10 protein-coding genes are annotated in these 14260 nt (G+C 41.6%); 3 read left to right on the plus strand and 7 right to left on the minus strand.

Going from position 1 to position 14260, the window contains the following annotated elements:
• Positions 1–20: 20 nt before the first annotated feature.
• The 3 genes from ACULLH_RS08130 (at position 21) to ACULLH_RS08140 (ending at position 3909) form a co-directional block, all read left to right on the plus strand.
• The gene (locus ACULLH_RS08130) at positions 21–2207 is read left to right on the plus strand and encodes a TonB-dependent receptor (RefSeq protein ID WP_454088245.1); all 2187 of its coding nucleotides are present in this window, start codon (positions 21–23) and stop codon (positions 2205–2207) included.
• 3 nt (positions 2208–2210) lie between these two features.
• On the plus strand, positions 2211–2630 hold the full coding sequence (locus tag ACULLH_RS08135; protein ID WP_454088246.1) for a Fur family transcriptional regulator: 420 nt from the start codon (positions 2211–2213) through the stop codon (positions 2628–2630).
• A gap of 106 nt (positions 2631–2736) precedes the next feature.
• Positions 2737–3909, plus strand: coding sequence for an aldose epimerase family protein (locus tag ACULLH_RS08140; protein WP_454088247.1), 1173 nt, complete (start codon positions 2737–2739; stop codon positions 3907–3909).
• On the opposite strand, the gene ACULLH_RS08145 is transcribed toward ACULLH_RS08140, so the two are convergent.
• The 7 genes from ACULLH_RS08145 to ACULLH_RS08175 all read right to left on the minus strand — a co-directional run bounded on the left by ACULLH_RS08145 (position 3910) and on the right by ACULLH_RS08175 (position 14251).
• Positions 3910–4827, minus strand: a complete 918-nt coding sequence (locus ACULLH_RS08145; protein ID WP_454088248.1) for a hydroxypyruvate isomerase family protein — start codon at positions 4825–4827, stop codon at positions 3910–3912. It abuts the gene before it with no gap.
• A gap of 18 nt (positions 4828–4845) precedes the next feature.
• A complete protein-coding gene (locus ACULLH_RS08150; protein WP_454088249.1) occupies positions 4846–6189 on the minus strand; it encodes a Gfo/Idh/MocA family protein in 1344 nt (447 codons plus the stop codon).
• Between the two features lie 5 nt (positions 6190–6194).
• Positions 6195–7220, minus strand: a complete 1026-nt coding sequence (locus tag ACULLH_RS08155) for a formylglycine-generating enzyme family protein (RefSeq protein WP_454088250.1) — start codon at positions 7218–7220, stop codon at positions 6195–6197.
• Between the two features lie 122 nt (positions 7221–7342).
• Positions 7343–9628 carry an FAD-dependent oxidoreductase gene (locus ACULLH_RS08160; RefSeq protein ID WP_454088251.1) on the minus strand — a complete coding sequence of 762 codons (2286 nt, stop codon included), beginning with the start codon at positions 9626–9628 and terminating at the stop codon, positions 7343–7345.
• A 38-nt stretch (positions 9629–9666) separates the two neighbouring features.
• Complete coding sequence (locus ACULLH_RS08165) at positions 9667–11325, minus strand: sodium:solute symporter family protein (protein WP_454088252.1); 1659 nt, start codon at positions 11323–11325, stop codon at positions 9667–9669.
• 11 nt (positions 11326–11336) lie between these two features.
• Positions 11337–12449 (minus strand): hypothetical protein, encoded by a 1113-nt coding sequence (locus ACULLH_RS08170; RefSeq protein ID WP_454088253.1) that lies wholly within the window; start codon positions 12447–12449, stop codon positions 11337–11339.
• Entirely contained in the window at positions 12446–14251 is a 1806-nt protein-coding gene (locus tag ACULLH_RS08175; protein ID WP_454088254.1) for an FAD-dependent oxidoreductase, read from the minus strand. The genes ACULLH_RS08170 and ACULLH_RS08175 overlap by 4 nt, the downstream gene beginning before the upstream one ends.
• Between the last annotated feature and the right edge of the window lie 9 nt (positions 14252–14260).

A 14260-nucleotide genomic window follows, 5' to 3' on the forward strand; every position in this document is an offset into this window, starting at 1 on the left:
AGTCAAATAATAACATTTCAATGAAACAACATTTAATAAGCCTTTGGCTTATGCTTATGGTTTGTGGTTTGATCACAGGTCAAGAGCATAACGTTCAAATAAAGGTTCTTACCAACACTGAAAAAGAACCTCTTCTTGGAGCTTCCGTATATTTATCCAACCTAAAACTTGGCGCTATCACGGATTTTGCCGGGCAGGCCATTTTAGAAAACCTTGAGAAAGGAGCATATCAACTGACCATTTCTTATATCGGCTTTGAAACATATCATTCGACCATTCATGTTCCCATGCAGGAGCAATTGATTGTTCACTTAAAAGAAAGCACCAATGTACTTGAAGAGGTAGTATTGCAATCTTCACGAAGCACAAGAACCATAGAAAAAATACCTACTCGAATAGAGTATATTGGTATCGAGGAACTTGGTGAGAAAGCCATCATGAATCCAGCAAATATCTCCATGGTGTTGCGTGAGAGTACTGGTATTCAAATGCAACAAACGTCGCTTAGTAGCGGAAACACCAACATAAGAATTCAAGGGCTGGATGGTCGATACACCCAACTGCTACGGGATGGTTTCCCCTTGTACGGAGGTTTTTCGAGCGGGCTAAGTATTTTGCAGATTCCACCGCTGGACCTGCAACAGTTTGAAATTGTAAAGGGTAGTTCCTCCACTCTTTATGGTGGTGGAGCAATAGCTGGACTTGTTAATTTAATTTCCAAGGTTCCGGAAGAGGAGCCACAGATGGATATTATGCTTACCCAAACCCAAGCTCAAGGAAGTACCGGTAATATTTTTTATAGTGAAAAAAATAAAAAGCTTGGGTGGATAATCTATGGTTCAGCTCATCATCAAAACGCATATGACCCTGAAAATGATGGATTTAGCAACCTTCCTAAAACAATATCTATTTCATTAAACCCAAAATTATTCCTTTATCCTTCTAAAAGTACCACACTTTGGTTTGGTTTGAACGGTACTTTGGATGAGCGCAAAGGTGGAGACATGTCGCTTATCGAAGATGGTCAAAATGGGATCCATCAATATTCCGAAACCAACAGCTCTAAACGAATCAATAGTCAGGCAGTCTTGGAAACACGATTGGATTCCATAAAAACAATTAGGGTAAAAAACAGTATCTCCTTTTTCAACCGTGAACTGGAAATACCTGATTTTGTATTTAAGGGAAAACAATGGAATTCATTTTCAGAAGCCACCTTAGCAATCGAGCGCAGCAAATCGGAATGGGTGTTTGGAGCAAATCTTTATACGAGTTCATTTGATGAGGATTCCCAATCCCTGGAAAGAGACCAAACTGATATCACCTATGGTACTTTTGCCAACATGATTCATGACATTTCTGACCATTGGATTTTTGAAATGGGATTACGTACAGACTATTCCGAAGATTGGGGGTTCTTTACCTTACCCAGGGTTTCATTGCTTTACAAAACGAGAGCAAATTTCTCAACCAGAATTGGTGGAGGATTGGGATATAAAATTCCCGATATATTTACTGAAGAAGCGGCATTCGTCAATTTCCGCAATATTCTTCCTATTGACAAAAATGTGTTACGGGCGGAGAAATCTTATGGGGCTAATTTGGATTTCAACTATCAAGCCCGATTGTTTGAACAAGTTAGTTTTTCCATCAACCAATTGTTTTATGTCACGGCAATAAAAAATGGTTTGCTTCTGAGATCCACGGATGAAGGATTGTACCAATTTGAGAATGCCACAGGAAGCATTATAAGTAAAGGAGCTGAAACCAACATAAAGTTCGCGCATAAGAATTTTAAGTGGTTTTTGAATTATGCCTTAATTGATGCTAGATTGAACTACCTACCTAGAAATCCTCAAAAACCATTAACAACCAGACATAATATGGGTAGTGTACTTATGTACGAATCACCAAAATGGCGTATTGGCTATGAAACCTATTATATAGGGAAACAGTTACTTTCAAATAACATTCAAACAACCGATTTTGTCACTATGGGGCTACTGGGAATGCGTAACTTTGGTTGGGGAAGTGTTTTTGTGAATTTTGAGAATTTTACGGATCGTAGACAAAGTAGATTTTCACCGCTGGTACTTCCCCCACATGAAAACCCTACTTTTCCCGAAATCTACGCTCCCACAGATGGATTCATATTTAGTATTGGGCTCATCTTAAAACCTCTTGGAAACGAACAACAGCACAAATAAACTATGGACAAAAGCTTGGAAAATTTATTGGAAGACCGTGGAGTGCGTCCGACCGCAATGCGCCTATTGGTCTTAAAGTTTCTTGCCCACAGCAAAACAGCCAAAACACTGAATTCTATCCAAGATGCTTTAGAAAAGGCGGACCGTACAACATTGTATCGTACAATAAAACTTTTTGAGAAAAAAGGCATTGTCCATCAAATAGACAACGGAACTGGAGCGGCCAACTACGCACTTTGCGATGAAGATTGTGATTGTACACCAAACAAAGGCTTACATATGCATTTTCATTGCACTGGATGTGGAGAAACCATGTGCATGCCTCAAAGAGTGCTTCCAAAATTGGATTTGCCTGAAGATTATACCCTTGAAAACTATAATCTGGTAGTCAAGGGAAAATGTCACATTTGCTCCAAGCTTTGATAAAATATGGCATTCAATCTGCGTAAATCCATCAATTTGATTAGATTTGAAAATACCGCAATAGATGTAGCTAGTTGCTTCAACACATAACCAAAAAATTGGTTAAATGGTTCTCAGGAGAAATAGATTTTATACAAATTATAGTCAACTAAAGGCAATTTTCTTTGTCTTTTTACTCACGCTTGTCCATATGGGATGTACAGAAACTTCAAGAAATGCTGGAATTGAAGAAACAGATTTTGGAACAACCGCAGACGGAAAAAAAATAACCCATTATAAACTGACGAATAAAGCGGGAATGTCCGTAGGCATAATAAATTATGGCGGAATTGTCACCAGCATAGAAGTTCCAGACAAAGATGGAGCTTTTGGCGATGTTGTGCTCGGTCATGATAATCTGAAGGATTTTGAAGAGCAGAGTCCTTATTTTGGTTGTATCGTGGGACGTTATGGAAACAGAATTGGCAATGCCACGTTCAGTCTTGACAGTATTCCGTATACATTAAACGCCAACAATAATGGGCATTCGTTGCATGGTGGTGACGAGGGGTTCGACAAACGTGTTTGGGAAGCTAAACCTTTTCAGAGTGATAATGAATTAGGGGTTGAATTGCGTTATACCAGTCCAGATGGGGAAGAAGGTTATCCAGGAACTTTAAAATGTCAGGTCACCTACACCTTAACATCTGAAAATGCATTACGGATAGATTATCAGGCAACAACGGATAAAAAGACCATAGTAAACCTGACCCATCATTCCTATTTTAATCTTAAGGATGGAGGAGCTTCATCCATTCTTGATCATAAATTACAACTAATGGCATCTCGCTATACTCCAGTGGATGAAGGGTTGATTCCATTGGGTGAACATGCCGAGGTTGAAGGAACTCCATTCGATTTCAGGAATCCCGTAGCCATTGGAAAGCGCATAGCTGAGGACAATGAGCAATTGGTTGTCGGTCTGGGATACGATCACAATTTTGTATTTGACAAAGCGCATGAAGGGTTGGAGTTGGTTGCTAAAGTAACAGAACCTGAAACCGGGAGGGTGATGGAGATTCTTACCACGGAACCAGGAGTTCAGTTTTATTCTGGAAATTTTCTTGATGGAACAATAACAGGAAAGCGAAATATAAGCTATGCATATAGAAATGCGCTATGCTTGGAAACGCAACACTTTCCTGATTCTCCCAATAAGCCCCAGTATCCATCAACGGTGCTGGAACCTGGTGATACTTACGAAAGTACCACCATTTATCAATTTAAGGTTGACCAGTAGTTATAAAAAGTTATCTGATTCAACATAGGCATCGATAACTCTTTTCTCGCCTTCCTTGCCCTTAATCGAATTACCGTGTTCCATTCCAAGGATGCCTTTGTAATCTTTGCTATGGATAAACTTAAAGACATTCTTATAGTTGATTTCACCAGAAGTAGGTTCATTTCGACCTGGGTTATCACCAATTTGAAAATAAGCTATCTCTTCCCAACAGGCCTCAATATTCGGAATGAGGTTTCCTTCTTGAATCTGCTGATGATATATATCAAAAAGAATTTTACAGGAAGGAGAATCCACAGCCTTACAAACCTCATACGCCTGTGGGCTTTCTGAAAGGAAAAGACCAGGGTGGTTCCTAAAGTTTAAGGGTTCCAAAACCATTACAAGTCCATGGGGCTCTAAAATATCCGATGCTCTTTTTAAGGATTCCACCACATGTGCAGTTTGATACCCCATATTCTGTCTCAAGTCCACATGACCAGGAACCACGGTCATCCATTTTGCATTTACGCGCTTGGCCACTTCAACCGATTCCTTGATCTGGGAAAGAAACTCATTCCGTAAATTCAAGTCACCACTAGCGAGGTTTGGTTTTTGCCAATATATTTTATGGGCCACAAATACTCCCATTGCAATACCTCTTTTGGCCATGGTTGAAGCCATTTTTTCTTGAAGTTCAATGGTTCTACCCTTCATACCGTTGTCTTCAAAAGCTGTAAATCCCTGATCAGCCATAAAATTGAGCTGGTCTATAGGGTCTTTTCCGGCATGGTTTTGAAACATCCCCAAATGTGGGGCATATTTCAAATTGAAATCTTTATAGACCGGTCTACTTTCTTTTTGTCCCATCATCACTCCCGGAATAACGCCCAAGGCCGTTGTTGCCGCTATCGAACTAACAAAATTTCTTCGTTTCATTTTCTTGGTGTTTTAGTCTCATGCAAACTTGGTTACTCCGGGAACAGGAATCTTATAATTACCATCTGCATCTGGTAATGTGGGTGCCTCAGAATCCCAATTCAGGTTGTCCGGAACAAGCTGTATATCCGAATTCAAGGCCTGGTCCCATGTAATAATATCACCTGAATAGGTTGCCATTCGTCCCATAATCGCAGCCAAAGTTGATTTAGCACCATTTTCACCGTCGGCCAACAGTTCTGACTTGGTTCGTATGGCAGCAAAAAGTCGGTCGTGTTCCACCTGATATGGGTTAGGGTCTTGCTGACTTTGATTGACATCTGAATAATTGAACTTCTCAGCACCAGACAAATCCGAAATAATTCCCTTGCTTATGACCACGCTTCCGTTACTCCCCTGAAATGCCTCATCTACCCTATTGTGACATCCTCTTTGGTGTCTACATTGACTTGAAACCATAGCGCCTGAAGGATAAGTAAACTCTACAAAGTGATGGTCGAATATCTCTCCATGATCTTTTCCGTTACGCACTTGTCTTCCTCCCATACCTTGTGCCATTGTTGGGTATTCCCCGATAAACCAGTTGGCCACATCAATGTTATGGATATGCTGCTCCAAAATGTGATCCCCGCATAACCAATTGAAGTAATACCAGTTTCGCATTTGATATTCCAGTTCACTCTGCCCCTCTTGGCGTTCTCTAACCCAAACTCCTCCTCCATTCCAGTAGACCTGCCCGGATGTAATCTTACCTATAGCACCTTGTTTGACCTGATCATATAGCGTGGTATATTTTTTCTGGTAGTGGCGTTGTAGACCGACAACCACATTCAATTTTTTCTCCTTGGCCAACTTGGCCGCTTTAAGCACTCTTCTGACACCAGCTGGATCTGTGGCGACAGGTTTTTCCATGAACACATGCTTATCTTGGGAAATAGCATACTCAAAGTGCTGCGGACGGAATCCTGGAGGCGTTGCAAGCACAACTACATCGGCCAGATCAATCGCCTTTTTGTAGGCATCGAACCCGGTAAACCGATTTTTCTCCTTGACATTGATTTTTCGTTCTCCATCAAAGTGCTCTTGAATGGCACTAAGGCTTCCCTCCAAACGATCTTGAAATGCATCGGCCATAGCGACCAACTCAACATCCTTGTCAGCCGTAAGTGCTTGAACTGTTGCTCCTGTTCCTCTTCCACCACAACCAACTACTGCAAGTTTTAGTTTTTCAACTTTTCCCGTTTGTGCCATTGCCTCAAATGGGATGCTGCTCGCCAATATTCCTCCAGTTGCAAGTCCGGTTGTTTTTACAAACGATCTCCTGCTAACGGAACTATCCTTTTTGTTTGCTTGATTATTCATGATATTTATTTTGTATGTTTTGCTTTCCAATAGATCTTTTGCTCCTTTTCACTTGGAGTGTCATAAGGTCTTACGATTCTGAATCCGACAAATGTGGCATCTGTATGCCACCATTTGCTCTTGGGAATCTGTGGATCTTGAATTTTCCATCTTTTCTCAGAATATACCCTTGCGGCACTTCTAAGTTTTTCCGAACCATCCATCCACGAACCACCACGTACCACCCTAGGATATGTTTTCGTGGGTTTGACAAAAGGATCTGACGTTTTATAACCACTACGGTTGTCATAGATGTCGGAATCATATGCATCCAACGTCCATTCTGCCACATTACCATGCATATCTTTTAGGCCCCAGGGATTAGCCTTCTTCTGCCCAACTTTTTGATATTTTTTTTGACTGTTTTTTGAGTACCAAGCGTAGTCTCCCAATTGATCTGCATTGTTTCCAAAAGAATAGGTCGTCTCAGTGCCCGCTCTACACGCATATTCCCATTCCGCCTCGGTGGGAAGTCTATAAAAATTACCGGTCATAGCCGACAGCCATTCACAAAATTTTGATGCAGCATTTTGGGTCATACATATGGCGGGGTAACCTTCTGTTCCCATTCCAAAGCTCATTTCCACATAAGGAGTAGTAGCGCCGGATACCGCATCAACATCGATGGAAACTTCCTTTCCTTTTGAAGCGCCACCTTTGACATTATCTATTTCCCTGGCCATAAACAATTCATACAAATCCCATGTGATTTCCAATTCTGCCATCCAAAAAGGGGCAATATCAACTTTATGCACGGGTCCCTCATCTGCCGATCTTCCCTTTTCGCCATTGGGGCTACCCATTGAAAAGCTTCCTGCGGGTATCGGCTTCATCGATATTGTAAGATCCGTTCCTGGGATCTTTTGTTTGTAAGCACCAAAGGATTTTTTTTGACTGTTGACGCTAACAGCAAAAATACAAGCTATCAAAAGCATCAAAACATTTCTAAAATCACGTGTTTTGTTGCACGTACTCTTTATTTTTTTGGTCATTCTAAGTGTAAATATTTATAATTGGGACATGGATTTCAAAACTATCTTTTGAAATGCATTTTAGCTACCAAATAAACCACTCCAAGCAATACTTTTTTTGCTCGGTACATCTAAGTTCGGCATCATCCGGCAAAAGCTGATATCTTGAATACCGTTACCGGAACTTCTTTTTGAGGCTTTTCGAACTCGAAAGAAAGCTCTCTGGTAAAAATAGCGTCGTTTAGCTCAATCTCATTGATGGCCTGATGATTGTCTTTTTTCTCAAAAATAAGTACACCCGAATCGTCAAAAACCCTATAGTCCTTTACGATAAAATCGATTGTTTCCTTAGGATGTGTCATTAATATGGATTCGAGTGCATTGTCATAATCTGAATCAAAAAACAATTTAAGCAGCTGAACTTTAATTTTTTTATCCCAGTTCAATACAAGTTTTGAATGGTTATCATCCATCGCTGCTGACCAGCAATTGACCCGTCCATCTGGCGTGGGCCTCACATTCCCGGACTTGATATTTTCGCTGGAATATTTAGGAATTGCCGGGGTAATTTCCATCGCAATGCCTCTGTGATTTCTTTCAGGAGTCCAAAATTCAAAACTATCGACACCAATGCCTTCAGGAGGGGATTGATTTCCGTTGTTGGAAACAGCTTCGTTCTTCTTCTGAAAGACCGTGGTAGTACCAGAATACAACTCGGTTGACATCTGAACTTCAACCTTGTTGTTTTTCATAAAACAGACGTATGCGTAACAGTCATCGTCCAAGGTCTCCGGGATTTGAAAATTTATATTCTGAACACCTTTAGAAAGAGTGAATTCTTGTGAGGCAATCTCAACATTCGGGGTAAAATGCGTACTCTCCAAGCTTTTCTTCAATTTTAGGGTTATTGAAGTACTTTCTGAGGCTTTCAAACTTACCCCAAAGTTGTACTTTTTGTTTCCGTTTAGTGGCAGCAATTTGGCTGTATTTGCCATTAATGGTAACCATTCATCCGAACTTTTAATTTTACCCAGTTCCAATTGGGAGGATGAAGAAATTGTAGCAGACTGCACCAAATCCAACGTATCCGGAATCTCTAAACGAGGTATGGATTGCCCATCCCTGTTTAAAGCAAGCTGTAATTGGGAGATCTTATCTTTTTGGGCCAGGTCTTTTGGTAGAAATCCATTGTCCCTGCATATTTTAGCTGCCTTGCCAACCACTTGTGCCCCATGTGCGCATGTGAGCATTACCCGTGAAGACCCAAATGCAACATGCGATGCACTAATTATCCTGCCTGCCAAGAATAGGTTGTCGATATCCTTGCTATAATAGCATCTGTAGGGAATTGAATATACACCTTTGCTGTGCCATTGTGTGCAGGAATTGTGCTTGCTATAGACACCATCAGCGGGATGCAGGTCCATGGCCCATCCCCCGAAAGCCACACGGTCATAATAATCCCGTTGCTCCACAATGTCTTTCTGGGTAAGCATAAAATCTCCTTCAAAACGACGGCTCTCACGCTTCCCCGGAATGGTACCCACCCATTCAAGAGTCAAGTTTTCGGCCTCTGGGTATTTACCGCTATTCTTTACGTAATCCCAAATTCCATAGATTACCTTCCAAAGCTCGAATTTGATATCTTCAGATTGATGGACGGTGTCCAACCTTCCGCCGTATTCAACCCACCAAAGTTTGCATCCATGTTCATTGAGTTGATAGTTCTTGATTCGAGGTAACTCTGCAGCATTATCAATTGCAAATGCCGGGGGGATATATTTAATGGGCTTGCCCGCATCTTTTGTATAAAAATAGAGTGAGTGCCCAAGCAAGTTTCCATAGTCTTCAATATTTGGGGCAAACAACTCATCAAATTCTTCCATAGTTTCGGCACCCATCCTAAAAGATGCCCCAGCTTGAAACCCTACAATGCCATCACCAGAAGCATCACAGAAAAAAGGTGCACTTATTCGATAGGATGTAGAATTTTGACTATTGAAGGCCCTAACAGCCTCTACCCTATTTTTACTAACCTTAATGGTTTCGTACACACCAGTGTTCAACAGTAACGTAATGTTGTCTTCTTGATATACCTTTTCCAGAAGTATTGTATCAAAAATCAGAGGGTTCCCATCTTTGTTACGCTTTAGGTTATCCAATAGAATTTCATTGATAAGGCCACCTTCCCTTGACCATCTATTGTTATTGCCCATATGAGAAGTTGCTCCCAAAGCCCAGAGTCGCACCTCACTCGAGGCATTTCCTCCCAGAACGGGTCTATCTTGCACCAAAATAACTTTTAGGCCATCCCTTGCTGCCACAATAGCCGCACAGACTCCTGCCAATCCCCCTCCCACGACCACCAAATCTGCTTGAAGCTGGACTGTTTTGTTATTTCTGGCTGATTCAAATCCTTTTTTAATCATTCTTGGTTACTTAGTATTTTGCCTAAATCGGCTTTATCTTATTTTTTTTCATGGGCCAATCTTATCGATGGATGGACCCCTAGGGCCACTGTCATCACAATTGCACCAACGAACATGACGACTGCGTTGGATTCTTTTGTCAAGATGCCCAATGTCACGATCAAAGCCCCGACAATTGCCAGTGTAATTGCCAAGACTTTGGCCCCAAATGAATTTTGTTCCACATTATCCTCCACAATGGCCAGCGGAGCTTTTCCGCCGCTTAAAGTCTCAAGATACTGGGAATCTTCCCTATTTGTCATCTTCGCATACAACTCATAACCCATGAGCAAGGCCAGAGGTACAATCGCTCCCAACAGCATTTCGTATTCCCTTGATAGGCCTTGGCCTAAAACAGGTTCCGCGAAAAACAAAAACAAAAGATTGATTGTAAGACTTATTACAGTTATCCATAGTATTGATGCACCCGTTTGTCTTTTAGAAAATAATGCCCATATAGGAGGTCCATAAAGGGAGCAACCCGTTACAGCACCAATAGTAATCACCACATTGACAATCCCGCCCGCAGCTGGGACCAACAATGCCACCAAAATGGTCGCTATACCGAACAATATGGTAGAGACTTTCGCCACAAACATGGTTGTATTGTTCGAAGCCTTTGGCTTTATTACCTTAAAAATGTCATTAGTGATAACAGAAGCCGCCAAATTTAAAGTGGTATTCACAGAACTGGCCGTTGCAAATACCATTCCCCCAAGCATCAATCCCAGCATTCCCATAGGAAGTACTTCTTTACATGCCAATAAATACGCGCCTTCATTTTCGAGGCCGTCCAAGGACGGATTCAGCACCTTATAAATCATGGGGGGCAACATCCAGATCAAAGGGCTCAACAAATACAACCATCCAAACGCTAACCCCACTTTTTTAGCATCTGTAGGGCTTTTAACGCTTGTATAGCGCTGTACGTAGGCCCAATTGCCTCCCAAAAAAATCATATTGTAAAAGGCATAGGCAACTATAAATAGCCACGAATATTCCTGATTGGTCCAATCAAAAAAGTTTTCAGGAGCCCTTTCCACAAAATTGGTGAAACCTCCCACCTCCTGGAGTGAAAGATAGACAACAATGATTACCGCTGCGGTCAAGATTACAAACTGTAGCACGTCGGTAATGATTACCGCCCAAAGTCCACCAACTACTGTGTAGATTAAAATGAGCAATCCCAAGACAATCACGCAGGCTTCTATGGAAAATCCGGTTGAAACATTGATAATCTTGGCGACGGGGTACAAAAAGGAACCGGCATAGGCCAGCGAAAGCATCAGAATAACATAGGTGTAAAACTTTTGGGTTCTATCGCCAAGTCTTTTACGTACAAATTCGGCGGCAGTCAGGGCATTGGTCTTTCTCCATGCCGGAGCAATGAAATATCCAACTAAAAATCCCGCAACACACATGCCCAATTGGATAACAATGGCCACCATGCCCATTTCGTAGGCAATAGATCCCCATACTACAAAAGTACCGGCCGAAAAGAAGCTCATAAAAAGGGATAGGCCACTAAAAGTCCAGGGAACAGCACCTCCGGCAGCAAAGTAGGATTTCATATCCCCTCCCCTTTTACGGAAAGCAAGACCTGCTCCCACAACGAGCAGAGAGAATATTATTATGGTTATGTAATCGACTTGGTTCATGTCTGGTTGGTTTACTTCTGATAATTTTCTAAAAATGCCTTTACAAGGTATCCATATATTGCATGGTTGGAAGCAGCAAAGGCTTGCAGATTATCCAAGGTGTTTTGCCCCAAATACTGTTTCTTGTTTAGGTTTTCCAAGTAAATTTTAAGTTGGTTTTTGGTCATGGTTTTCAAGTTTTCCGACACTATTTCCAGTGCTTTTTCCGAAGCTGTATCGACATGATTGAGCAAAAGACTTTTGCTGTTTACATCGATGGATTTGAAACATTCCCATAGCTGTAATTGCAAGTGCTCATCTTCCCAGAATATTTTAGGAAGGTTGTTGATTATGAACCTCCTTACCAGTGGAATACTTGATTGGAGTATTTCAAGAATTCTTTTTTGATTGTCCAGAAATTGATTCTGGTCAAGTCTTTCCAAAGCAAAGAGCTGATAATCGTATTCGTCGCTATGCAACATATGTCTCTTCAAATTATCATCATACGTAGACATCGTGTGTTGTTTCATCCTTTCCTTAGTATCTCCGTGAACCAATTGCCAGGCGGTATAACATGAATATAATGCTCCTTCGACCACCGACTCTTTTACCTCAGCGATTGTAGCTCCGGCAACAGCATCAACTCCATTGGACTCAGGTGTTTTCACCAAATCTTTCACTTCCCTACCCCTTAAAACTGAATGTGCATCCTGTAGCAATAGGTGCAATCTCTGATAATCTTCCTCTAAAAACTCGTCATGGTCATGTTTGGTCAATGGTTCATCCAAAACTCTATCGAAACCTGCATATTTCCCCAACAGATTCCAATAAAACCTGATGTACATTAACCTGCAGTCACCATCGGCACAAACGGGTGTACAGATGTCTGCGGCATATAGCACTCCAGTCTGTTTTTTATCCACCAATAACTGTATATTTTGTTGCCCCATTCCTTCAACATAAATTGTCAAAGGGGTTTCTTTATGATCAAGCACAGTTCCATCTGTCCATTGCATGGTATAGAACTCAGGTTTTCCATTTTTTGGCTTGATATTGAAATCATCAACTTCCAAATCAATCTGTGTTGGAAAAACCCAACCCATAAGAAGCCAACAAAACAGAAAAATGCCAGATACTTTCTTCATTCTTTGGGTTTTGGAACCGATTCATATTTCTGGGACTCGATAAGGGCCAGGTATTCATCCAAATAGCCTCTGTATATTGTCCTTGGATTCACGTCGTATTTTTTGCAGAGTGATGCTGCCAACCCGACCGCAACTCCCATTTGCCCAGTAGTCCGCATTACTCTTGGTCCTCCAAGTCCCACATGGGAACAACTGAAATTTCTACCCGCCATAAAAAGGTTGTCAATATTTTTTGAATAGAGACTGCGGTACGGAATATAATAGGTATCCGTATGATAGAATAAGGCCTCGGACTTGAAATCGGGGTTGTTCTCATCTTCCAGCACGGTCTGATAGTGCACATCTATTTCCCTTTTTTCAATCACCACAGCATCAGGAAACTTACGATTGTCCAGAACATCCTTGAAAGTAAAAACATGGTCTCCCACCAACCTTCTTGACTCCCGTTTTCCTACTAAATAGGAAACCCATTCGAGCTTTCTCTTGGCATTTTCCGGATTTTTCTTCGCATTCGAAAATGAGCCATAAATAGCCCTAAGCATGTGATCCCTTATTTCTTCGGCATCATGAATCTGGTGAAGATCGTTTCTACTGAATTCCCAGCGCCATCCACCTTTAATGGCTTCATATCCTTTCGTAACATCCAAAGCCCAGGGCACATCAGGAAAAATTTCGTTAATATCCGTTTCATAAGAACGCCATAGTACGGAAGATCCCATTACCGCATTGTCCGGTTGTTTTGGACTCCAAAGTTCTCCCCATTTCTCCCACGATTCACCATATTTGTCGGCACTTTCCCTACCATAGGAAAACTCAGCCCCCGACCAATACCCAATCCATCCATCCCCCGTGGAGTCGACAAAAAGCGGTGCCTTGAAACGGGTTCGTTCGCCTGTGGATGTATGTCTGGCATCAACATATTGGATAGTGTTGTTCGAGGCCGTTGCATCATAGGCTCTCCAATTCAGAAAGAGCTCAATATTTTCATAGTTCCTAATATTTTTATCCCTCCTTTCTTGGTCCTTGTGTGCCTCGGGGGAACCATTTGGATAGTGTTCTGTATCAATTTTCCTAAGAATGCGCTCAAAATGGCCATAAATCCCCAAGGTGTGCACTCGAATCTCACTACTTGCATTTCCTCCAAGCACTGGTCGATCATGGATAAGGGCTACTTTCAGGCCCTGCTCCGCGGCGGCTATAGATGCTGCACACCCCGCAATCCCACCGCCCACAACAACCAGGTCATATTCCTGTTCATTTTCGGGAGTATCGGGTTTGGCCGTGATATTTTTACGCCATTCCTTTAATTTATTTAATGTATTTGGAGGTTTTTCATCTGAGGTGGAAAAATAGATTGCATCGCATCGCCCATTAAATCCAGTAAGATCGACCAGCTGTATTTCAACCTTACCACTGGCTATGGTTTTTAAGCCTGCATACTGCCATGACCAACCTGGATTGGTTCCTAAATCACTTTCAAACTCTTCTCCATTGATTTTGAGTTTAAATCTCCCAGGGGGTGTCCAATTTCCGGGCACCCAATTTTTGGTTCTTACCCAAACATGGTATTTCCCTGTCCTTTTAAATTCCGTCGTAGTGGAAGCATTCTTGACAGGTTCTCCATAACCATGCGCCATTAAATACGGAGAGCCCATTTGTTCAACAAATTGAGGATCTACAACCCAACCGCCTTTATCAACAAAACTTTCTGCCTCCACCAAAACTTGTTGCCCCCATAGTTGATTAATTGCCAGAAAAAACAGCATTGGTAAAATTCCATTTTTAATTTTAGCTAATGTCATCGGATAATT

This window comes from Flagellimonas sp. 2504JD4-2 (genome assembly GCF_053642935.1).

Excerpts from the sequence above, each read along its gene's own strand:
- ACULLH_RS08130 (WP_454088245.1), top strand. The coding sequence starts at position 21 with ATGAAACAACATTTAATAAGCCTTTGGCTTATGCTTATGGTTTGTGGT.
- ACULLH_RS08135 (WP_454088246.1), top strand. The coding sequence starts at position 2,211 with ATGGACAAAAGCTTGGAAAATTTATTGGAAGACCGTGGAGTGCGTCCG.
- ACULLH_RS08140 (WP_454088247.1), top strand. The coding sequence starts at position 2,737 with ATGGTTCTCAGGAGAAATAGATTTTATACAAATTATAGTCAACTAAAG.
- ACULLH_RS08145 (WP_454088248.1), bottom strand. The coding sequence starts at position 4,827 with ATGAAACGAAGAAATTTTGTTAGTTCGATAGCGGCAACAACGGCCTTG.
- ACULLH_RS08150 (WP_454088249.1), bottom strand. The coding sequence starts at position 6,189 with ATGAATAATCAAGCAAACAAAAAGGATAGTTCCGTTAGCAGGAGATCG.
- ACULLH_RS08155 (WP_454088250.1), bottom strand. The coding sequence starts at position 7,220 with ATGACCAAAAAAATAAAGAGTACGTGCAACAAAACACGTGATTTTAGA.
- ACULLH_RS08160 (WP_454088251.1), bottom strand. The coding sequence starts at position 9,628 with ATGATTAAAAAAGGATTTGAATCAGCCAGAAATAACAAAACAGTCCAG.
- ACULLH_RS08165 (WP_454088252.1), bottom strand. The coding sequence starts at position 11,325 with ATGAACCAAGTCGATTACATAACCATAATAATATTCTCTCTGCTCGTT.
- ACULLH_RS08170 (WP_454088253.1), bottom strand. The coding sequence starts at position 12,449 with ATGAAGAAAGTATCTGGCATTTTTCTGTTTTGTTGGCTTCTTATGGGT.
- ACULLH_RS08175 (WP_454088254.1), bottom strand. The coding sequence starts at position 14,251 with ATGACATTAGCTAAAATTAAAAATGGAATTTTACCAATGCTGTTTTTT.